22 protein-coding genes are annotated in these 21,498 nt (G+C 66.2%); 13 read left to right on the forward strand and 9 right to left on the reverse strand.

The window, feature by feature from the left end; genetic code table 11:
• From arsC to GIW57_RS15370, 3 genes are all read right to left on the reverse strand, one after another.
• Nucleotides 1–342 (reverse strand): arsenate reductase (glutaredoxin), encoded by a 342-nt coding sequence (gene arsC / locus GIW57_RS15360; protein WP_100460502.1) that lies wholly within the window; start codon nt 340–342, stop codon nt 1–3.
• Complete coding sequence (locus GIW57_RS15365; protein ID WP_100460501.1) at nt 342–1,496, reverse strand: phospholipase A; 1,155 nt, start codon at nt 1,494–1,496, stop codon at nt 342–344. Before GIW57_RS15365 ends, arsC begins: the two co-directional genes overlap by 1 nt.
• A gap of 122 nt (nt 1,497–1,618) precedes the next feature.
• Nucleotides 1,619–2,104: a DUF456 domain-containing protein gene (locus GIW57_RS15370; protein WP_236511883.1), complete on the reverse strand. Its 486-nt coding sequence runs from the start codon at nt 2,102–2,104 to the stop codon at nt 1,619–1,621.
• Between the two features lie 237 nt (nt 2,105–2,341).
• Here GIW57_RS15370 and GIW57_RS15375 point away from each other — a divergent pair, with 237 nt between their 5' ends.
• Nucleotides 2,342–2,551 carry a cold-shock protein gene (locus GIW57_RS15375; protein WP_025876765.1) on the forward strand — a complete coding sequence of 70 codons (210 nt, stop codon included), beginning with the start codon at nt 2,342–2,344 and terminating at the stop codon, nt 2,549–2,551.
• 88 nt (nt 2,552–2,639) lie between these two features.
• Here GIW57_RS15375 and GIW57_RS15380 read toward each other — a convergent pair whose 3' ends face one another.
• Nucleotides 2,640–3,137, reverse strand: a complete 498-nt coding sequence (locus GIW57_RS15380) for a glycine zipper 2TM domain-containing protein (protein WP_236511864.1) — start codon at nt 3,135–3,137, stop codon at nt 2,640–2,642.
• Nucleotides 3,138–3,267: 130 nt separating this feature from the next.
• Nucleotides 3,268–3,702, reverse strand: a complete 435-nt coding sequence (locus GIW57_RS15385; RefSeq protein ID WP_236511866.1) for a cytochrome c — start codon at nt 3,700–3,702, stop codon at nt 3,268–3,270.
• Between the two features lie 79 nt (nt 3,703–3,781).
• On the opposite strand from GIW57_RS15385, the gene GIW57_RS15390 reads away from it, so the two are divergent.
• Nucleotides 3,782–4,609 (forward strand): tRNA threonylcarbamoyladenosine dehydratase, encoded by an 828-nt coding sequence (locus GIW57_RS15390; protein WP_089236156.1) that lies wholly within the window; start codon nt 3,782–3,784, stop codon nt 4,607–4,609.
• Between the two features lie 79 nt (nt 4,610–4,688).
• Here GIW57_RS15390 and GIW57_RS15395 read toward each other — a convergent pair whose 3' ends face one another.
• Complete coding sequence (locus GIW57_RS15395; protein WP_100460498.1) at nt 4,689–5,462, reverse strand: TatD family hydrolase; 774 nt, start codon at nt 5,460–5,462, stop codon at nt 4,689–4,691.
• Nucleotides 5,459–5,674: a DUF6116 family protein gene (locus tag GIW57_RS15400; protein WP_100460497.1), complete on the reverse strand. Its 216-nt coding sequence runs from the start codon at nt 5,672–5,674 to the stop codon at nt 5,459–5,461. The genes GIW57_RS15395 and GIW57_RS15400 overlap by 4 nt, the downstream gene beginning before the upstream one ends.
• A 164-nt stretch (nt 5,675–5,838) precedes the next feature.
• Between GIW57_RS15400 and GIW57_RS15405 the strand changes: the two genes are divergently transcribed.
• From GIW57_RS15405 to GIW57_RS15455, 11 genes are all read left to right on the forward strand, one after another.
• Nucleotides 5,839–6,678, forward strand: a complete 840-nt coding sequence (locus GIW57_RS15405) for a glycine zipper 2TM domain-containing protein (RefSeq protein ID WP_108265666.1) — start codon at nt 5,839–5,841, stop codon at nt 6,676–6,678.
• Nucleotides 6,679–6,780: 102 nt separating this feature from the next.
• Complete coding sequence (locus GIW57_RS15410) at nt 6,781–7,329, forward strand: GNAT family N-acetyltransferase (protein ID WP_236511867.1); 549 nt, start codon at nt 6,781–6,783, stop codon at nt 7,327–7,329.
• A gap of 164 nt (nt 7,330–7,493) precedes the next feature.
• The gene (locus GIW57_RS15415; protein WP_236511869.1) at nt 7,494–8,153 is read left to right on the forward strand and encodes a glutathione S-transferase family protein; all 660 of its coding nucleotides are present in this window, start codon (nt 7,494–7,496) and stop codon (nt 8,151–8,153) included.
• Between the two features lie 89 nt (nt 8,154–8,242).
• Nucleotides 8,243–10,522, forward strand: a complete 2,280-nt coding sequence (locus GIW57_RS15420) for a thiamine pyrophosphate-dependent enzyme (protein WP_236511870.1) — start codon at nt 8,243–8,245, stop codon at nt 10,520–10,522.
• Nucleotides 10,523–10,525: 3 nt separating this feature from the next.
• Nucleotides 10,526–12,469 carry an asparagine synthase (glutamine-hydrolyzing) gene (gene asnB / locus GIW57_RS15425; protein ID WP_236511872.1) on the forward strand — a complete coding sequence of 648 codons (1,944 nt, stop codon included), beginning with the start codon at nt 10,526–10,528 and terminating at the stop codon, nt 12,467–12,469.
• A 66-nt stretch (nt 12,470–12,535) separates the two neighbouring features.
• Complete coding sequence (locus GIW57_RS15430; RefSeq protein ID WP_100460492.1) at nt 12,536–13,096, forward strand: NAD(P)H-dependent oxidoreductase; 561 nt, start codon at nt 12,536–12,538, stop codon at nt 13,094–13,096.
• Between the two features lie 213 nt (nt 13,097–13,309).
• Nucleotides 13,310–14,740, forward strand: a complete 1,431-nt coding sequence (locus GIW57_RS15435; RefSeq protein ID WP_099821134.1) for a replicative DNA helicase — start codon at nt 13,310–13,312, stop codon at nt 14,738–14,740.
• 202 nt (nt 14,741–14,942) lie between these two features.
• Nucleotides 14,943–17,186: a TonB-dependent receptor gene (locus GIW57_RS15440; protein ID WP_236511874.1), complete on the forward strand. Its 2,244-nt coding sequence runs from the start codon at nt 14,943–14,945 to the stop codon at nt 17,184–17,186.
• Complete coding sequence (locus GIW57_RS15445) at nt 17,186–18,778, forward strand: alkaline phosphatase D family protein (protein WP_236511876.1); 1,593 nt, start codon at nt 17,186–17,188, stop codon at nt 18,776–18,778. Before GIW57_RS15440 ends, GIW57_RS15445 begins: the two co-directional genes overlap by 1 nt.
• A 214-nt stretch (nt 18,779–18,992) precedes the next feature.
• Nucleotides 18,993–19,211: a hypothetical protein gene (locus tag GIW57_RS15450; protein WP_236511878.1), complete on the forward strand. Its 219-nt coding sequence runs from the start codon at nt 18,993–18,995 to the stop codon at nt 19,209–19,211.
• On the forward strand, nt 19,208–19,468 hold the full coding sequence (locus GIW57_RS15455) for a hypothetical protein (RefSeq protein ID WP_236511879.1): 261 nt from the start codon (nt 19,208–19,210) through the stop codon (nt 19,466–19,468). The genes GIW57_RS15450 and GIW57_RS15455 overlap by 4 nt, the downstream gene beginning before the upstream one ends.
• 39 nt (nt 19,469–19,507) lie before the next feature.
• Here GIW57_RS15455 and GIW57_RS15460 read toward each other — a convergent pair whose 3' ends face one another.
• Nucleotides 19,508–19,744, reverse strand: coding sequence for a hypothetical protein (locus tag GIW57_RS15460; RefSeq protein ID WP_157804825.1), 237 nt, complete (start codon nt 19,742–19,744; stop codon nt 19,508–19,510).
• Between the two features lie 277 nt (nt 19,745–20,021).
• Nucleotides 20,022–21,458, reverse strand: a complete 1,437-nt coding sequence (gene lpdA, locus GIW57_RS15465; RefSeq protein WP_032951934.1) for a dihydrolipoyl dehydrogenase — start codon at nt 21,456–21,458, stop codon at nt 20,022–20,024.
• Nucleotides 21,459–21,498: the final 40 nt, after the last annotated feature.

Raw genomic sequence — 21,498 nt, forward strand, 5'->3', positions numbered from 1 at the left:
TTACAGGATCTCCAGCACCGTTTCCGGGGGGCGGCACAGGCGGGTGCCCTTGGCGCTGCGTACCACCGGGCGGTTGATCAGCCGTGGGTGGGTGGCCATGGCGGCCAGCAGGGCGTCGTCGTCGCTTCCCTGCAGGCCCAGTGCGGCGAACTCGGGTTCCTTGCTGCGAACCAGTCCGGTCGCTGCCAGGCCGGATTCCGCCAGCACCTGGCGCAGCGTGGCCACGTCGGGCGGGCTGCCCAGATACTCGATCACCACCGGTTCGACACCCGCGTCGCGGATCAGCTTGAGCGCCCCGCGCGAGTTGCTGCACGCAGGGTTGTGCCAGATCGTCACCTCCATCAGAACCATTCCAGCAGGGACACGCCCACGCCGACATAGGTGGCCTTGTGGTTGTAGTCGATCAGGCTTTCGCCATAGCCGTCGAAGATCTGCACATGGCCGCGCAGCAGATTGCTGATCGGGAAGCCGTAGTCCAGCTGCAGGGCACCGTGCGAGCGGTCACCGGTACGCAACGAGTGGCGCGCCATCAACGAGACCTCGTGACCCTTGCGGTTCCAGGTCAGGGTCGCGTCGCCGCGGCCCATGTAGTCCTCGATGTCCGGGTTGTTGTCGTCGCTGCGGGTCTCGGGAATGCGGTACCAGGGACGCAGCACCAGCGCCCAGTTCTCGCGGTCCAGGCCGACATTGAGGATCACCCGGTTCCAGCTGCGCGACAGCGGATCGGCACGACCGTTGGACTGGTGGTTGAGGCTGATGCCGGTCATCCGCCCACGCCAGCCACCGATCGAGTAGCCGTTGCGGAACACCATCATCACTTCCGGCTCGTAGTTGGTCTCGCGGAACGGGCGCGAGTCCTCGCCGTTGTAGGCCTGCCAGCGCGAACTCTGGGTGTAGCCGGCCCAGATGTCGCCGTTGTCGCCGAACAGGTTCTCGGCGATCTTGGTCTTGAAGCTGATCTGGAACTTCAGCTCGGCGCTGTCCAGCACCTGCGGGGTGGTCACGCTGTTGGCCGGGTTCGGCGAGTGCGGCATGGTGTTGCGGTCGCTGGTCCAGAAGGCCGGCAGCAGGTACACGGGCTTGTACGCACGCAACTGGAACGGGCCCAGCTTGGAGTCCTCGGCCAGTTCCCAGCGGCTGTCCAGCAGCGAACCACGGCCTGCATTGGCAAGGGCGCTGTCCGGCGCTTCGGAACGGAACAGATCGCTGACGCGTTCGCGCAGTTTTTCCTCGCCCTGGCTTACCCGCGTGGTGTTGCGCTGCTCGCGGCGTGCCTGGGCGGCGGCTTCGGCGGCCGCATCAGCTTCGGCGGTGGCCTGCGGCGTGCGCCCGAACTGGCGGTCGTAGCAGGCCAGGCGTGCGGCATCGGTGGTGATGGCTGCGCAGGCGGCCGGCGAGGCCTCGGCGCTGGGCGCGAATTCCTGCGCTGCCAGTGGCGCGCTGGCCAGCGCCAACGCAAGCGGTGCAAGGCGGGGGAACAACGGAGAGAGGGTCATTGCAGCAGGCCCTTCGGAATGAATGCGGAAAGAGGGACAGTGTGGCGGCTGCTTCCGGTAACGGCCAGCCCCACGGGTTTATGCCCGGCGTATGCGTGCGCGCTGCGTGAAGGCGGCATGCTTCACAGGAACCAGGCGAAGGCGAACAGGCCCAGCATCGCGATCACCAGCGCCAGCTTCAATGCCAGGCCCAGCAGGATGCCAAGCCACGTGGCCAGCCCGACCTTGGTCGAGCGGCCGAGCTCGCGGGTATGCCAGTACTCGCCCAGCAGGGCGCCGAGCAAGGGCCCGGCGAACAAACCGATCGGCATGAAGAACAGGCCGACGATGCTGCCGATGAACGTGCCCCAGAGCGCTTTGCGGCTGGCGCCCACGCGCTTGGCGCCAACCACGGTCGCCAGCACGTCGACCAGCAGCGACAGCGCGGTCAGTACGCCGAGGATCAGCAGGGTGGGCCAGCCGACATGGACGAAGCCGTCTGCCCACGCAGCAAGCACCAATCCGACGAAGACCAGCGGGGTGCCCGGCAGGGCCGGCAGGACGATGCCTGCGATGCCGATCAGGACAAAAATGACCGCTAGCAGATACAAGATGAATGAGAGGTCCATGCTGTCCAGTATGGTTGTCTTTTTGGGGTTGACAGTGAAAGGTTTTTGCCAGTTGCTTTTTCGTTTTGGTCGGGTTAAGTTGCAGACGCTGAGCTTGGCAAGGTCACCGTGGATCGTGGCCTGATGAAGCAAGATCGTTCCGATCCGCTGCATCGATGCACCTCGCTTCCCCCTTGCTTGTCAGCCGCCCAACAGGCGTATCCAACAACAAGTAGAGAGTCAAAGGGAGTTAGTGAGATGGCTGATCGCGAGAACGGTACCGTGAAGTGGTTCAATGATGCCAAGGGCTTCGGCTTCATCAGCCGACAGAATGGCGAGGACGTGTTCGTGCACTTCCGCGCCATCGAGACCCAGGGCTTCAAGAGCCTGAAGGAAGGCCAGGCTGTAAGCTTTGAAGTCGTGCAGGGCCAGAAGGGCCTGCAGGCCGACAAGGTCCAGCCGGCGTAATACCTGCCGCTCGCCGGCATGAAAAAGGCCCGCGCAAGCGGGCCTTTTTTTGTTGCTCCGGTTCTGTTCGGCCGGGGCCCGATGCGGTTCAGCGCAGGACGACCTTGCCGTTGACCACGCGGACATAGGTGTTTTCGCGGATGCCACCGAGGTCGCGCTGGTTGACCACGATGGTGCGGCCGTCATCCATGCGCACGCTGATGTCGTAGGTATCGCTGGTGACGTTCTTCTGGATCTGGTTGCCCGCCAGTGCACCACCCACGGCGCCGGCGGCGGCGGCGATGTTCTTGTTGCCGCGGCTGCCGCCGGTGTGGTCGGAGATCTCATGGCCGGCAACCGCGCCGACGATGCCGCCGAGGATCGCGCCGGTGGCGGAAGGCGCGGTACGGCCAGACTGCACGGCATTGATGCGGGTGACGATGCCGCAGTCGGCGCAACGGCCCTGGTTGTAACCGGAGTTGTTGCCGTAGCCGCCGTTGTTGTAGCCGCTGTTGTTGTAACCACCACCGCCATAGCCCGGCGAGGTGGCACAGCCGGCCAGGCCGACGGTTGCGATGACACTGGCGGCGATGAGCTGGATCTTCATGGGGCGTCTCCTGGCCGTGAAGGCGGGTGCGTTGGGTGGTACTGCGTCATGCAGCAGGGTGAGCGAATCCTCCTCTTTTCAACGTGAACAAGGCGCCAACCACATCGGCCTTCGCCCACTCGAAGATGAATCAGCGGAAGTCCTGATGACAGGCCCGGCAATCGTCCTGCAGTGCCTGCACCTGCTGCGCCAACGCGGTGCAGTCGGTGGGAGGGCTGGCCAAAGCCGTATTGAGGTCGGCGCGGTACTGGCTGGCGTGCTGCTGGAACTGCCTGCTGTCCTTCAACCCGGGGAAGGCCAGGTCCAGGTCGTTGGACAGCAGTCGCAGCACCTGCAGGCGCGGGACGCTGTCGGCCAGGCTGCAGCGGTTCTGCTGCTGCGCCTGCAGCAGCAGATCCGCTTGCCGCTGCATCACCTGCATCAGGCTGTCCGGGAACGGATCGCGGCGCGCCTGCAGGGCACGGCCGACCATCACCGTAGTGATCAGGCCGATCAGCAGGCCCAGGCCGAGTACGAACAGATAGCGGTAGGCGGTGGACGGGCGGCGGGGTGGGCTGGCACTCATGGCGGGCGCTCCGGGCGTGCAACGGTGGGTTCGGTGTCGGCGTGCAGTAGCGAGGGGATCTGCACGCTAAAATAGCCCGATGAACGAACAGGTCAAACAACGCTTCGCCGGCATCGAACGGCTGTATGGCGTCGGCGCGCTCGAGCGCCTGCAGGGCAGCCGTGTCGCCGTGGTCGGCATGGGCGGCGTGGGCTCGTGGGTGGTGGAGGCGCTGGCGCGCTCGGCGGTCGGCCATCTGGCCCTGATCGATGCCGATGACATCTGCGTATCCAACACCAACCGGCAGCTGCCGGCGCTGGAGGGCAATTACGGTCGCAACAAGGCCGAGGCGATGGCCGAGCGCTGCCGGGCGATCAATCCGCAGATCGAGGTCGACGCCGTGCAGGCGTTCCTGACCCCGGCCAACATGGCCGAACTGCTGGACCGTGGGTTCGACCTGGTGATCGATGCCTGCGACAGCTTCCGGGTGAAGGTGGAAACCATCGCCTGGTGCCGCCGCCGCAAGCTGCCGCTGCTGACCGTCGGCGCGGCGGGTGGCCGTACCGATCCCACCCTGGTGCGCATCCGCGATGTCTCGCGCACCGAGCATGACGCGATGCTGGCGCTGATCCGCAAGAAGCTGCGCAGCGAGTTCAACTTCCCGAAGAATGCCAAGCGCTATTTCGGCGTGCCGGCGGTGTATTCGCTGGAGAACGTGAAGTATCCACAGGCCGACGGCAGCGTCTGTGGCCTGCGGCCGAACCTGGGCGCGGATGCGGCCCTGAAGCTGGATTGCGGCGCTGGCCTGGGTGCAGCCACCCACATTACCGGCGCGTTCGCGTTCGCGGCGGTGGGCAAGGCGCTGGAGATGCTGCTGGAGCCGAAGAAGGTGAAAGCCGAAGCGGTTGAGGCAGAGGCCGGGGTGTGATCGGGTAGTGCCGGCCGCTGGCCGGCATCTGCGCTGATTCAAACGTTCGCGGGTTGCCGGCCAGCGGCCGGCACTACCGTTACGGGGCGGGCAGGTTGAACAGCCGCCGCGCGTTGTCCGTGGTGGCCCGCGCCACGTCTTCAATGTCCATTCCGCGCAGCGCGGCGACGTGGCGGGCGATGACCGCCAGCCGCGCCGGCTCGTTGCGCTGGCCACGGATACCCGCGTCGGGCTGGTCCGGCGCATCGGTCTCCAGCAGCAACTGCTGCAACGGCATCTCGCGGACAAGCCGCTGCAGGCGCTGGGCGCGCTCGTAGGTCAGTGGTCCGCCCAGGCCGAGCAGGAATCCCAGTTTGTGCAGCTGCGCGGCCTGTTCCGGGCTGCCCGAAAAGCTGTGGACCACTCCGCGCAGGCCACCGATGCGGCGGATCGCGGCGATCACCGCATCCACTGCACGGCGGGCATGCACGATCACCGGCAGATCGAACTCGCGCGCCAGCTTCAGCTGGCCGAGGAAATAGTCCTGCTGGGCCTCGGCATCCAGGCCCTCGACGAAGAAATCCAGTCCGCATTCGCCGATCGCGCAGGGTCGCTCCTGCTCGATCCATTCACGCAGCTGCGGCAGGTGTCCGGGCCGGTGCTGGTCCAGGAACATCGGGTGCAGGCCATAGGCGGGGTAGAGGCCCGTCGCCTGCTGGCAGACCGCGCGCAGCTTTGGCCAGCTGGCCGCAGTGACGGCCGGCACCACCTGCCACTGCACGCCGGCAGCGCGTGCGCGGTCGATGACCGCCTCGCGGTCAACGTCGAATTCGCTGGCATCCAGATGGCAGTGGCTGTCGACCAGCAGGTTCAACGCTGCTCCAGCGGCGGTGGCGTGGTCGCGCTGCGGCTCTTCCAGTTGGCCAGCAGCAGGGTGCCCAGGCCCAGCATCAGTTCGTCGACGAACGGAATCGGGTCGGGGATGAACAGGGTCAGCGCGAACAGGCCGGCGGTCAGCTTGAACAGGGTGGGGTAGCGCAGCCGGCGCGCCCATTGCAGGACCGGCAGCAGCATCGGGTTGGCCATCACGGGGTCCTCCTGGGGGGAATGTGCAAACGCTACCACGGGCCCAGCATTTCCCGATGCTGAATGGGTTACGGCGGTGAGCAGGAAATGTGGAGATTCCGTTCAGGCACCGCATGCTGCAATCTGGCCTGAGAACGTTGCGGACGGTCCGCAAGGAGCAGGTCATGAAAAGCACAACTACAACTGTCCTGGTCGCAGCGGGCGCGCTGCTGGTCGGTGGTATCGCAACCGCCGCCTTCATGAAGAGTGGCGACAAGTCGCCTGAGCAGCTCAGCGCCGGAAACCCGAGTGAATCGCGCCTGGTCGATGGCAATGCCACCGATGATGGCGCGCGTGGCGACGCCGTGGACGCCAGTGCGCCGCGTGGCCTGGAATACGCCGACGTGTTGAAGGTCGATCCGATCACCGAGAAGCAGAAGGCCTATGCGACCGTGATCGGCACCGATCCGGTACGCGAAACGTCCACCACCCAGACCCCGCATGAGGTCTGTCAGGACGTGGTGGTGCAGGAGCGCCTGCCCGAGCGTGATGGCAACGTCGGTGGCACCGTGGTTGGCGCCGTGGTCGGCGGCCTGCTGGGCAACCAGGTGGGCGGCGGCAACGGCAAGAAGGCTGCAACTGCCGCAGGTGCCGTGGCCGGTGGCTTCATCGGCAACCAGGTGGACAAGCGCCATGTGGGTGGCCGCGTGGTCAACCGCACCGAGCGCCAGTGCCACACCGAAACGGCGACCTCCGAGTCGAGCCGTGTCACCGGCTACAACGTGACCTACCGCAATGAAGACGGCACCACCGGTACCATGCGCATGGGCAGCAAGCCGGGCAACCGCATTGCCATGGGCACCAGCGATGTGGTCAAGGGCTACAACGTGACCTACCGCTACGACGGTGCAGAGAAGACCGTGCGCCTGGACAACAAGCCGGCCAGCGATCGCCTGCCGGTGGTGGATGGGCAGCTGGTCACCCAGACCGCCGCCGCTGCGGATTCGACGGCCAACCGCCAGTAATCCCAGGTTGCGACGCAGCATCGAACGGGCCGGCTTTTGCCGGCCTGTTTTTTTTGCATGGGTGGGGTGCATCCACGGGTGACGTGGATCTACCATGGCCGCATGAGCATCTTCGACCTGCGCATCGAAACCGAACGCCTGATCCTGCGCCCGCCGCAGCGGCAGGACTACGCACCCTATCTGGCGTTCTGTGCCGACGAAGAGGTGATGCGCACGCTGGGTGGCGTGCAGGCACCCTCGGTGGCATGGCGCGGTTTCTGCAGCCTGGCCGGCGCGTGGCAGTTGTTCGGCTTCTCGATGTTCAGCGTGATCGAGAAATCCAGCGGTGAATGGATCGGCCGCATGGGACCCTGGCAGCCGCAGGACTGGCCCGGTACCGAGGTCGGCTGGAGCATCCGCCGTGCCAGCTGGGGCAAGGGCTACGCACCGGAGGCGGCGATCGCAGCCATCGACTGGGCGTTCGATACGCTGGGCTGGGACGAGGTGATCCACACCATCGCCGAAGACAACGAGAACTCGAAAGCGGTTGCGCGCAAGCTGGGCAGTACGCTGCTGCGCATGGGGCAGTTGCCACCGCCGTACGAAGGCAAGCCGTTGGAAATCTGGGGGCAATCGCGCGGGCAGTGGCAACAGCGCCGTTCGCTGTTGTAGAGCCGAGCCCATGCCCGGCTGCATTTGGCCAGCAGCAGCCGAGCATGGGCTCGGCATCTACACGATGCATCGCCCGCCATGCTGCACCCGCGCTTGGCAATCGCCGGGCTGCTTGCCAGACTGCGGGCAGCCGGCTGCAGGCCGGGACCTCCCTGGAGCAGGCAATGGTGGAAGAGCGCATTCCGTTGACGGTGCATGGCATGTCGGTCTCGGGCAATTGCCACAAGGTGCGCCTGTTGCTGGAACAGCTCGGCAGCCGCTACCGCTGGGTGGAGGTGGACAGTGCCCACGGCCAGACCCATACCGCGGAATTTCTCGCCCTCAATCCAAATGCCAAGGTGCCGTTGATCGTGCGCGACGACGGCCGCGTGCTGACTGAATCCAATGCGATCCTGTTCTGGCTGGCCGAGGGCACGCCGTATCTTCCCGCCGACGGCTGGCAGCGTGCGCAGGCATTGAGCTGGATGTTCTTCGAGCAGTACACGCATGAGCCGTGCGTGGCGGTGGCACGCTTCATCCGCGGTTGGACGCCGGCCGACTCGCCACGCCGTGCTGAACTGCCGCGCCTGCATGAGCGCGCTGCCAGCGCGCTGGCGGTGATGGAACAGCATCTGCGGCAGGCACAGTGGTTCACCGGTGCCGATTACGGTATCGCTGATATCGCCCTGTTCGCCTACTCCGATGTCGCTGCCGACGGTGGCATCGCGCTGGATGCATTCCCACAGGTGCAGGCCTGGTTGCAGCGGGTGCGTGCGCAGCCTCGCTTCGTGCCCATGCCCGCAGTGACCGCTGAGGTGCGCGCGCGGTTCAACGCACCGGATTGATTCCCCTGCAGCGTCGGTCGTGCTCGACCGGCAGAAGGGTCGAGCACGATCGGCGCCACGGTTCGCAACAACGGCACGGAGGGTGTTCGATGTTCGCTGTGGTTCCAGATCCCATTCCCGCACGCATGCGCGGCCTCAACCGCGCCGAAGTCTGTGACGTCAATTTCCTCGAGACCGTACGCGCCTGGCGCGGCATGCCGCGACCGCGACCGGCGCCGGATGCGCCGATCCTGCCGGGCAGCACTCTGACGGCCGCCGCCTTCGGTGAATTGTTTGAATCGCAGCTGCTCAGTCGCCAGCTGGACCTGATGGCGCGCGTGCTGCGCGTGCAGAACAAGGTCTTCTACACCATCGGCTCCTCCGGTCACGAAGGCAACGCGCTGCTTGCGCGCGCCTGCCGGCACACCGACCCCGCATTCCTGCACTACCGTTCCGGCGCCTTCATGGCCGAACGCGCACGGCTGGTGCCAGGCATGGACCCCGTGCGCGACGCCGCGCTGTCCTTCGCCGCCAGTGCCGACGATCCGGCAAGTGGCGGCCGTCACAAAGTGTGGGGCAGCAAGCCGCTGTGGGTGCTGCCGCAGACTTCGACCATCGCATCGCACCTGCCCAAGGCGCTCGGTACGGCGCTGGCGATAGAGAGTGGCAGGCGCCTGGGCCAGCCGCTGCCGATTCCGGCCGACAGCATCGTGATGTGCTCCTTCGGCGATGCCTCGGCCAACCATGCCACCGCGCAGACCGCATTCAATACCGCGATGTGGTCGGCGTACCAGAAGCTGCCGGTGCCGATCCTGTTCGTGTGCGAAGACAACGGCCTCGGCATTTCGGTGAAGACACCTGAGGGATGGATCGCAGAGCGCTTCAGCCGGCAACCGGGCCTGGACTATTTCTTCGCCGATGGCCTGGACCTGGCCGCCGGACACGCGCAGGTGCAGGCGGCGGTCGAGCATTGCCGGCGCACGCGTCGGCCTACCTTCCTGCACCTGCGGACCACGCGGTTGATGGGCCACGCTGGCACCGACTTCGAAGTGGAATGGCGCGCGCTGGCGGAACTGTGCGCAGCCGAGGCGCAGGATCCGCTGCTGCGCTCGGCGCAGATCGCACTGGAATCGGGCTGGATGGACGCGGCGGGCGTCGAGGCCGCCTATGAAACCCTGCGCGCGCGCTGCATGGCTGCCGCCATCGATGCCGATACGCGTCCGAAGCTGCAGACACTGCAGGAAGTGCTCACGCCGTTGGCTCCCCATACGCCCGCTGCGGTGCAGGCCGAGGCCGAGCGCGTGGCGCCCGTCGAGGCCCGGCAGGCGCTGTACGGCGGCGCCGACGCGCTGCCCGAACGGCAACCACCGCGGCACCTGGCGATCCAGATCAACCACGGGCTGCAGGAACTGCTGGGCAAGTATCCGCAGGCGCTGCTGTTTGGCGAGGACGTCGCGCAGAAGGGCGGCGTCTACACGGTGACGCGCGACCTGCTGCGGCGTTTCGGCCCGCGCCGGGTGTTCAATACGCTGCTGGACGAGACCATGATCCTGGGCATGGCCCAGGGGCTGGCCAACATGGGCATGTTGCCGATTCCGGAAATCCAGTACCTGGCCTACCTGCACAACGCCATCGACCAGCTGCGCGGCGAGGCCTGCTCGCTGCAGTTCTTCTCCAATGACCAGTTCCGCAACCCGATGCTGGTGCGCGTGGCCGGGCTGGGCTACCAGAAGGGGTTCGGCGGTCATTTCCACAACGACAATTCGATCACGGCGCTGCGTGACATCCCGGGGCTGGTGGTGGGGTGCCCGTCGCGTGGCGATGATGCGGTGATGATGCTGCGCACTTTGGCGGCATTGGCCCGCGTGGATGGCCGGGTAGCGGTGTTCCTGGAACCGATCGCCCTGTACATGACCAAGGATCTGCACACGGCCGGCGACGGCCAGTGGTTGTTTGACTACCCCGCACCCGGGCAGGCGCTGGTGCTGGGCGAGGGCAGGGTGTATGCGCCAGATGCCACCGATCTGGTGATTTTCACCTACGGCAACGGTGTGCCGATGGCGCTGCGCGCAGCTATCGCTATCGAGCAGCAGCTGGGCTGGCAGGTGCGTGTGGTCGACCTGCGCTGGCTGGTGCCGTTGAATGCCGCCTTCATCGGCGCCCAGGCCGCCACTGCGCAGCGGGCGCTGGTGCTGGACGAGGGCAGGCAGAGCGGTGGCGTCGGCGAAGGCGTGATCACCGCGCTGGTCGAGGCCGGCCATGGCCACCTGCCGGTGCGCCGGGTCTGCGGTGCCGATACCTATACGCCGCTGGCGGGGGCAGCAATGTTCGGGCTTCCAAGCGACAATGCAGTGATTGGCGCCGCCCTCGACCTGGCGCAGGAACCCTGATGCATGTGTGGATTGGCGGGAATGTTGTTGCCGGCGGCACAGACGCCGGCCGAGGTCCTGCAGGCGCAGGCGCTGGCCATGGGCCAGGCGCTGCACCATCGCGGGCCGGATGACGGCGGTACCTGGGTCGATGCCGCCGCCGGCATTGCCCTGGCCCACCGGCGCCTGAGCATCCTCGATCTTTCACCGCTGGGCCACCAGCCGATGGCCTCGGCCGACGGCCGCTATGTGATGGCCTACAACGGCGAGGTCTACAACTTCGCCGCCCTGCGCGCCGAACTGGAGCCGCTGGGCCATGCGTTCCGTGGCCATTCCGATACCGAGGTGCTGTTGGCCGCGATCCTGCAGTGGGGCGTCGAGGACACCCTGCAGCGTGCCAACGGCATGTTCGCCATCGCCCTGTGGGACCGCCAGGAACAGTGCCTGTGGCTGGCCCGCGACCGGGTCGGCAAGAAGCCGCTGTACTACGGCTGGGCCGGCGATGCGCTGGTGTTCGGTTCCGAGCTGAAAGCGCTGTGGCAGCACCCGGATTTCGACAACGATATCGACCGCGACGCGCTGACGCTGCTGCTGCGGCTGGATTACATCCCCGCACCGCACAGCATCCACCAGCGCTGCTACAAGCTGATGCCTGGCCGCGTGCTGCGGCTGGATGCGGCGGCCGTGGCGGCAGGGGCCAGCGCACATCGCCCAGAGCAGGCACAGCGCCCGTACTGGGACGCGCGTGCGCGCATGCAGGCCGCACTGGCCGCACCGTTCCAGGGCCGCATCGAGGAGGCCGAGGAGCAGCTGGATGACCTGCTGCGGGATGCGGTGGCGCTGCGCATGGTGGCCGATGTGCCGGTGGGTGTGTTCCTGTCCGGCGGCACCGATTCGTCACTGGTGGCGGCGCTGATGCAGGCGCAGAGCGGGCAGCCGGTGCACAGCTTCAGCATCGGCTTCAGCGGCTCCCATCACGACGAGGCGCCGTTGGCCAGGGAAGTGGCCACCCACCTTGGCTGCGATCACACCGAACTGTACGTCAGCGGCGCAGATGCGCTGGCGGTGGTGCCGCAGCTGCCGGCGATGTTCGATGAACCCTTCGCCGATGCCTCGCAGGTGCCGACCGCGCTGGTCGCCCGCCTCGCCCGGCAGGGCGTGACCGTCGCGTTGTCCGGCGATGGCGGCGATGAGCTGTTCTTCGGCTATACCCGCTATGTACGCGCGCTGCGCAACTGGCAGATGCTGGGACGGGTGCCCGCGCCGTTGCGGCGCTGGATGGGCGCGCGTGCGCACCAGCAGGGTGAAGCGTCGCGCACTGGTGGGCTGGCCGCGTTGCTGGCGGAAACCGGCGCGCGCGGCATCGGCGATGTGTATCGCAACCGCATTTCGCGCTGGCGCGATCCGGCGGCGGCGGTGATCGGTGCGAGCGAGGCGGGCAGCTTCTACGATCTGGCCGATCCGCTGCATGGTGCCGGTACGCCGGCCGATGCGATGATGCTGGCCGACTTCGTCAGCTATCTGCCCGACGACCTGCTGTGCAAGGTAGACCGCACCTCGATGGCGGTCAGCCTGGAGGCGCGCGCGCCCTTGCTGGACTGGCGCGTGGCCGAATTCGCGTGGTCGCTGCCGCTGGGCTTCAAGCGCAGTGAATCGACCAGCAAGGTGCTGCTCAAGCGCGTGCTGGGGCGGTACGTGCCGCAGTCGATGGTGCACCGGCCCAAGCGTGGATTCGGCGCGCCGGTCAGTGATTGGCTGAAGGGCGATCTGAAGCCCTGGGCGGACGAGCTGCTGCAGCCTGCGCGGCTGGAACGGGAAGGGGTGCTGTCGGCCGCGGCCGTGCAGCCGCTGTGGCAGCAGTTCCTGGGCGGCCAGCGCAAGTGGCACACGCACCTGTGGAACGTGCTGATGTTCCAGGCCTGGCAGGACCATTGGCGGCAGGTGCGCGCAGGCGTCCAGCGCGGCTGATCTTCACCGGCGGGGAAGGGCGCGGCCGCTAGGCTGACTCTCCCGCACCGTGAGGAGTATGTCCTGATGTCCGTCCCCACCATTGCCGTTTTCGTCGGCAGCCTGCGCAAAGAGTCCTGCAACCGCAAGCTGGCGCACGCGCTGGAGAAGCTGGCCGGCGACAAGGCGCGCTTCCAGTACGTGCAGATCGGCGACCTGCCGTTGTATGACCAGGATTTCGACGCCAGTTACCCGGCGCAGGGCACGCGCCTGAAGAACCAGGTGCGCGCCGCCGACGCCGTGCTGTTCGTTACCCCCGAGTACAACCGTTCCGTGCCAGGCGTGCTGAAGAATGCGATCGACATCGGCTCGCGCCCCTACGGCGACAGTGCCTTCGCCGGCAAGCCTGCGGCGGTGATCGGCGCCTCCATCGGCCAGATCGGCACGGCGGTGGCCCAGCAGCACCTGCGCAACAGCCTGGCCTTCCTGGACATGCACGTGCTTGGCCAGCCAGAGGCGTTCATCCACTTCAAGGATGGCCTGATCGATGCCGACGGCACGATCCACAATGAAGGCACGCAGACCTTCCTGCAGGGCTACGTGGACCGGTTCCTTGCGCTGATCGCGGTGCATGCCAAGGGCGATTGACGGCAGCGGCCGCGGTCCTCATCTGCGATAATGCTCCGCTGCGGGCGTCGCAACGACGCCCGTCGCAGGCAATGCGACGTCCCCGCGCCAGTCTGGACAGGCTCAGGCGGATATCCCCCGTTTTTCCACGGCTTATCCACAGATTTGTCCATGGCCGCCGGGGTCGGCGCATGCCTACACTCGTCTGGCCCCTTTTGCAGGAAACACCGCAGCATGTCCGCCCGTTCCGGCTTCCGTTCCAACCGCAGAGAGCGCGGCGATGGCTTTGATCGCGATCGCGATGAATCGCGTATCGACCAGTTGCGCGTGCCGCCGCACTCGGTGGAGGCCGAACAGGCGGTGCTGGGCGGCCTGATGCTGGCACCGGACGCCTACGACCGGGTCAACGACCAGCTGACCGAGGGTGACTTCTACCGCCGCGACCACCAGATGATCTACCGGGCGATCCGCGAGCTGTCCGAGCGCGAGCGCCCCTTCGATGCGGTGACCCTGGGTGAGTGGTTCGAATCGCAGGGCAAGATGGAGCTGGTGGGTGATGGTGCCTATCTGATCGAACTGGCCAGCACCACGCCGTCGGCGGCCAACATCGTGGCCTATGCCGAGATCGTGCGCGACAAGGCGGTGCTGCGGCAGCTGATCCAGGTCGGCACCGACATCGTCAACGACGGTTTCCAGCCCGAGGGCCGCGACAGCAGCGAGCTGCTGTCTGCTGCGGAAAAGAGCGTGTTCGCCATTGCCGAACAGGGCGCGCGCGGCCGTACCGACTTCGTGGCCATGCCCGGCGCGTTGAAGGACGCGTTCGAAGAGCTGCGCAACCGCTTCGAGAATGGCGGCAACATCACCGGCCTGCCGACCGGCTACACCGATTTCGATGCGATGACCGCCGGCCTGCAGCCGACCGACCTGATCATCCTTGCCGCGCGTCCTGCGATGGGCAAGACCACCTTCGCCCTGAACATCGCCGAGTACGCGGCGATCAAGTCGAAGAAGGGCGTAGCGGTGTTCTCGATGGAAATGTCCGCATCGCAGCTGGCGATGCGCCTGATCTCCTCCAATGGCCGCATCAACGCGCAGCGCCTGCGTACCGGCCAGCTGGAAGACGAGGACTGGAGCCGGGTGACCGGTGCGATCAAGATGCTGAAGGAAACCAAGATCTTCATCGACGATACGCCGGGCGTGTCGCCGGAGATCCTGCGTTCCAAGTGCCGCCGCCTCAAGCGCGAGCACGATCTGGGCCTGATCGTGATCGACTACCTGCAGCTGATGAGCGTGCCGGGCAACAGCGAAAACCGTGCGACCGAAATCTCCGAGATCTCGCGTTCGCTGAAGGGCCTCGCCAAGGAACTGCACGTGCCGGTCATCGCGCTGTCCCAGCTCAACCGCTCGCTGGAAACGCGTACCGACAAGCGCCCGGTGATGGCCGACCTTCGCGAATCGGGCGCAATCGAGCAGGATGCGGACATGATCGTCTTCATCTACCGCGACGATTACTACAACAAGGAAAATTCGCCGGACAAGGGCCTGGCCGAGATCATCATCGGCAAGCACCGTGGTGGCCCCACCGGCTCGTGCAAGCTGAAGTTCTTCGGCGAGTACACCCGTTTCGACAACCTGGCCCACGATTCGGTCGGTTCGTTCGAATAACCGACGATTCCGGCGCGCCCTGGAGAGCCAAGCCCACGCTCGGCTCTTTTCGTTCGGGCCCGCGACCTCATGTTCTCCGTCCGGATCGCCAAAAATCCGTACGTGGCGTGTAAATGACATGTAACGCAACGCTTCTACGATTCCGCCGCTGCTGCTCTTTTGACGCCGCCCTTCGGCGTCCAGCGCGCCCAAGGAATCCCCCATGTCTTGCCATGCTCCGCTTCGCCGCAATCTGCTGGCCCTGCTGGTCTGTGCCTCACTGCCTTCGCTGGCCGCCGCTGAAACCGCTCCTGCCGTCGACGCACAGTCGGCCACTACCCTGGATTCGGTCTCGGTGATCGGCCGGGGCGAGGCGCGCCAGGTCCAGCGCGTGACCGCCGAGGACATGAAGGTGCTGCCGCCCGGCGCCAACCCGCTGAAGCTGCTGGCCAGCAAGCCGGGCGTGCATTTCGAATCGGCCGATGCCACCGGTGCCTACGAGTGGTCCACCAGCATCAGCCTGCGCGGCTTCAACCAGAACCGCCTGGGCTACACCCTCGATGGCATCCCGCTGGGCAACATGAGCTATGGCAACAGCAACGGCCTGCACATCAGCCGCGCGGTGATCAGCGAGAACCTGGGCGGTGCCGAGGTCTCCACCGGCATCGGCGCGCTGGGCACCCCGTCGACCAGCAACCTGGGTGGCGTGTTCCAGTTCTATTCGATCGATCCCTCCACCGAATACGGTGTCGTGCTGGCGCAGAGCCTGGGCAGTGACAGCGCGCGCCGCAGCTATGCACGCCTGGAGACCGGCGAGCACCAGGGCTTCGCCGCCTATCTGTCCGGTGCGTATTCGGAGAGCGACAAGTGGAAGGGCAAGGGCTCGCATGAACTCAAGCAGTTCAACGGCAAGGCGACCTACAACTTCGGCGTCGACAGCCGGATCACCGCGTTGTTCAACGCCTCGCGCCGGGTCGAGGCCGATTACCAGGACCTGTCGCTGGAGATGATCGGTCGCCTGGGCTGGAACTGGGACAACTATGCGCCGGACTGGAACCGTGCCTTGGCCGCTGCGCGAGGCCAGTACAGCGGCGGCGTCAACAGCCCGTGGGATGCGTATTACTCGGGTCATGGCCTGCGCAATGATGATGTCTCCAGCATCGCCGGTGACTTCGGCCTCAACGAGACGATGCGCCTGAAGGTCAACGTCTACAACCACAGCAACCGCGGCCAGGGCCACTGGTTCAGCCCGTCCAATCCGTCCAACCCGGGCACCAGCCGCGAGATTCCGATTTCGATCCGTACCACCGAATATGCGATCGACCGCACCGGCGTGACCTCGGCGTTCACCTGGAACGTCGGCGGCCATGAGCTGGAAGCGGGCCTCTGGTACGAAGACAACGGCCATAGCGTGCAGCGCAACTTCTACTACATCGATGGGCCGATCACCGACGACTTCTTCCTGCGCAATCCGGACCAGCGCGTGTGGCACCAGCGCTACACCACCATCACCCGTCAGTTCTACGTGCAGGACCGCTTCCGCCTGTTCGATGATCGCCTGACCATCGACATCGGCGCCAAGTCGCCCAACACCCGCACGAGTGTGCGCACGCCACTGGGCAGCTATGCCAGCAACAGCAGCCTGACCGCGAAGAAGGGGCTGCTGCCGCAGGCCGGCTTCAACTTCAAGCTGGACGAGCGCAATGAAATCTTCGGTTCCTATGCGAAGAACATCGCGGCCTATGCGCTGGGCGTGGGCAGTCCGTTCAATGTTCCGCAGGTGGCGTTCGACGCCAGTGCGAAAGACCTGAAGCCGGAACAGTCGCGCACCATCGAACTGGGCTGGCGCGGCTACGGCCAGGGCTATGAAGCCTCGGTCGCGGTGTATGACGTCAAGTTCGACAACCGCCTGCTGGCCATCGCCCAGTGCGTCGGCATCCTCGGTTGCCCGGCGCTGTATTCCAACGTGGGTTCGGTGACCAGCCGCGGTGCCGAGGCGACCCTGCAGCTGAAGCCGATGCGCGACCTGATCTGGTCCAATGCGCTGTCGTGGAATGACAGCAGCTACGACAACGACTACGTCAACAACGGCGTGGTGCCGACCCGTGGGAAGAAGACGGTCGACACGCCGGAATGGATGTTTGCCAGCACCCTGGCGTGGACGCCGGGCCCGTGGGACCTGCGCCTGGCCGCCAACCACGTCGGCAAGCGCTACGTGACCTACACCAATGACGTCTCCGTGCCGAGCTACTGGCTGATCAATGCGTCGGTGGCCTATGACATGGGCAAGCTCGGCCCGGCGCAGAACCTGACCCTGGCGCTGAACCTGACCAACCTGGCCGACAAGCAGTATCTGGCGACCATCAACACCAACGGCACCTATGCCGCTGATCCGACCCGCAGCCTGGCGACCATGCAGGTCGGTGCGCCGCGGCAGGTGATGGCCACCGCGACCGTGCGCTTCTGATGAAGCGCATCGCCGATCCGGAAACCCGCCGTCGTCTGCTGCGCCTGGCCTGGCAGGGGACCGGAGCGGCGATCGCACTGGCGGCCATGCCTGGCGTCGCTGCCGCCGGTCCGCGGCCGCGACTGGGGCGCGATCCGTTCACCCTCGGCATCGCCGCGGGTGATCCGGATCCGCAGGGCGCGGTGCTGTGGACGCGGCTTGCACCGGATCCCCTCAATGGCGGTGGCATGCCGTCGCGCGCGATCCCGGTGCGCTGGTTCATTGCCGAAGATCCAGCGATGCGCCGGCTGGTGCAGCGTGGCGTGGCGGCGGCCGTGCCGGAGCTGGCCCATTCGGTGCACGTGGAAGTGACCGGCCTGCGTCCAGGCCGCGATTACTACTATCGATTTGCCTGCGACGGCGGCGAGGAGAGTCCGATCGGGCATTTCCGCACCGCGCCGCTGCCCGATGCGCAGCTGCAGCAGCTGCGGCTGGCGTTGTGCACCTGCCAGGCCTGGAACAGCGGCTACTATCCGGTACTGGCGGATATCGCCCACAGTGATGTCGATCTGGTGCTGCACGCCGGTGACTACCTGTACGAATACAGCCCGTTGCAGAACGCGCGTGGCAGCACCCTGGATGCACAGCGCTTCAGCGGTGAAACCCTCAGCCTGGAGCGTTACCGCGACCAGTACGCGCTGTACAAGCTCGACCCGGACCTGCAGGCCGCGCACGCCGCGCACGCCTTCGCGGTGATCTGGGACGACCACGAAGTGCAGAACGATTATTCCGGCATCCATCCGGAAAAGAGCGACGTGCCGACCGAGGACTTCATCGTTCGCCGCGCCGCTGCGTATCGCGCGTTCTACGAACATCTGCCGATGCGCAGCACGCCCGCCGGCAACGGTGGCCTGCGCGTGCACCGCCGCCTGCGCTACGGCGACCTGGCCCAGCTGACGTTGCTGGACTGCCGTCAGTTCCGTCCGGCCAACCCCTGTGGCGTCGGCGAATCGCCACGCTGCGACGCGGCCCTGGACCCGCGCATGAGCATGCTCGGGGTGGGGCAGGAGGCCTGGTTCGCGCAGTCGATGGCGGACGCGGCGGGAACGCGCTGGAACGTGGTGGTGCAGCAGCTGCTGATGGCGCAGTTGCGGTTGGAGCAGGGCACGCCGCGCGAACGTTTCTGGAACGACGCCTGGGATGGCTACCCGGCCGCCCGCAAGCGCCTGCTGCAGGCGATGCAGGCTGGTGGGCAGGGCAACGCCATCGTGCTGGGCGGCGACTGGCACTCCACGTTCGTCAATGACCTGAAGCTGGATTTCGATGCCGCGGATGCGCCGGTGATCGCCACCGAGTTCATCGCCCCGGCGATCAGCAGCGGTGGTGATGACACACCGTATGGCCCGTACTACGGCCCGTCGATCCCGCAGAATCCACACATCCGCTATTTCGATGGTGACCGGCGTGGCTGGTGGAAGCTGCAGTTGAACCGGCAGACCGTGGACGCGGAACTGCGCTTCGCCGACAGTGTGCTGCGGCGTGATGCAGAAGTTCGCACTGCCGCGTGCTTCCAGGTGAGCCACGGTCGTCCTGGCGCAGTGCCGGTCCTGTAGAGCCGAGCCCACGCTCGGCTGCTCTTCGTAGCGATCTCAGAAAACCCGCGCTGCGCGCGACTGGTAGTGCCGGCCGCTGGCCGGCAACCCAATGAACCGGCAGCACCACCGGTTTCATCGCCCCCAGCCGGGTTTCGTCGCAAACCGTTTGCCTGGGCTGGGGCAGGGCGCCAAGGTGACGACAGGCGGCGGGGTGCCGCCGAGGGAGCCTGTGATGAAGACCTTGTTTGCGCTCGGTGTGTGGTGCCTGCTGTTCGTGCTGTGCTGGCCGTTGGCGATCCTGGCGCTGGTGGCCTGGCCGTTCGTGTGGCTGCTGAGCCTGCCGTTCCGCCTGGTCGGCATCACCTTCTCGGCCCTGTTCGCCTTCCTGCGCGCGCTGTTCATGCTGCCGGCGCGGTTGCTGGGCGGTGGCCGCAGCGCGGTGACGGCATGAGGTCGCTGGCCATCGCGACGCTGGCGCTGCTGATGGCGGCGCCGGCCTGGGCCAAGCAACCGCCGTCGGCCTACCTTGAGCGTCAGCACCCTGCCGGCAAGGCGGAAGTCAAAACGACCGACAAGGATGCGGGGAAGGAACGCTGCAGGGTGGTGAAGGAATGGAAGGTGGGTGAGGTGATCGCCCAGCACCGGATCTGTGACGATCCGCCAGAGCTGGACGCCACGGATCGGAAACGGACCCCGCAGCAGCGTTGAAGCAGGAGGCCGATCTTCGGTCAAGCAGCATCAGATGAATCAGCCCGATGGCGGTCGCCTGATGGCCAACGACCGGACCAGCTCTTCGCCGGTCGCGGCGATTTCGAAATCCACGCCGTTGAAGGTTACGGAGTTGCCATTTGCCAGCGCATACCTCGGCAGGCCTTCGACCAGGCTTGTGCCGGGAAGAATCGTTGCGTCGAAGTGCGGCCAGAACTTGAACACCAAGACTCTTCGGCCATCTTCGCCGCGAGTCTCGATTCGTTCGTTTTCCATGGAGATCTCCACTGTCTGAGCAGCCCCACGAGCAGGTGCGGGAGCACCACCTGTCGCGCATCCGTGGCTTGGCGATGCAACGCGACCTCAGGGGTGAGCCTACCGCACTGGAGGTCGACGCCCGTGTGAGGGTGAGGGTGACACCGCTTGCCTGCCGCGCGCCGGATGCCAAGGGGCTCCGCCCTTGTTCTGCAGTCAACGTGCAACAAAAAACCCCGCCGAGGCGGGGTTTTCAGCATCCGGGGATGCCGGCCAGCGGCCGGCACCATCAGATGGATCAGTTCGCCTTGTGGATCGCGCGCTTGCTCACGGCCATTGCCGCGTCGTGCACCACTTCCGACAGCGACGGGTGGGCGTGGCAGATGCGCGCCAGGTCGTCGGCCGAACCGCTGAACTCCATGGTCAGCACGCCTTCGTGCACCAGCTCGGACACGTTGGCGCCGACCAGGTGCATGCCCAGGATGCGATCGGTTTCGGCGTGGGCCAGAACCTTCACGAAGCCTGCCGGCTCGATCATCGCCACGGCACGGCCGTTGGCGGCGAACGGGAAGCTGCCGGCCTTGTACGGAATGCCCTCGGCCTTCAGCTGCTGCTCGGTCTTGCCGACCCAGGCCAGCTCCGGCTCGGTGTAGATGACCCACGGAATGGTGTCGAAGTTGACGTGGCCCGGCAGGCCGGCGATCAGTTCGGCAACCGCGATGCCTTCCTCGAAGCCCTTGTGCGCCAGCATCGGGCCGCGCACGCAGTCACCCACCGCCCAGACGCCATTGACGCCGGTGTGGCAGTGCGCGTCGACTTCGATCTGGCCACGCTCGTTGATCTTGACGCCGGTACCTTCGGCCAGCAGGCCCTTGGTGGCGGCGCGACGGCCGACGGCCACCAGCAGCTTGTCCACCACCAGCGACTTCTCGCCTTCGGCGTCGGTGTAGGTCAGGGCGACTTCCTTCTTCTTGCCCTTGCCGGTCACCTCGGCCTTGGAGACCTTGGCACCCAGGCGGATGTCCAGGCCCTGCTTCTTGAATTCCTTGGCGGCGGTCTTGGCCACTTCGGTATCAGCCGCCGCCAGGAAGTCCGGCAGCGCTTCCAGGATGGTCACTTCCGAACCCAGGCGCTTCCACACGCTGCCCAGTTCCAGACCGATCACGCCGGCGCCGATCACGGCCAGGCGCGCCGGCACTTCGGTGAAGTCCAGGCCGCCGACGTTGTCGACGATGGTCTCGCCGTCGAACTTGGCGAACGGCAGTTCGATCGAGTCCGAACCGGCGGCGATGATGACGTTGGTGCCCTTCAGCTCGACGACCGAACCGTCATGCTGGGTGACCTTGACCACGTTGCCCGGCTGCAGTTCGCCGAAGCCGTAATAGGCGGCGACCTTGTTGGCCTTGAACAGCATGGCGATGCCGCCGGTGAACTGCTTGACGATCTTGTCCTTGCGGCCAACCATGGCCTCGACGTCCATCTTGGCATCCTTGAAGCTGATGCCGTGGTCGCCAAAGATGTGGCCCATGTTCCAGAACTGGCGCGAGGAATCCAGCAGCGCCTTGGACGGGATGCAGCCCACGCGCAGGCAGGTGCCACCCAAGGCCGGCTTGCCGTCCTTGCCCAGCGCTGCGTCGATGCAGGCGGTCTTCAGGCCAAGCTGGGCCGCGCGGATGGCAGCGTGGTAACCGGCCGGGCCGGCACCGATGACGACGACGTCGAATTGTTCAGCCATTGAAATAGTCCTTGTTGCATTACCAGAACCCCTCCGCGCA

Source organism: Stenotrophomonas sp. PA-6-5C (assembly GCF_021605635.1).
In the GTDB taxonomy this organism is placed as follows: domain Bacteria; phylum Pseudomonadota; class Gammaproteobacteria; order Xanthomonadales; family Xanthomonadaceae; genus Stenotrophomonas; species Stenotrophomonas lactitubi.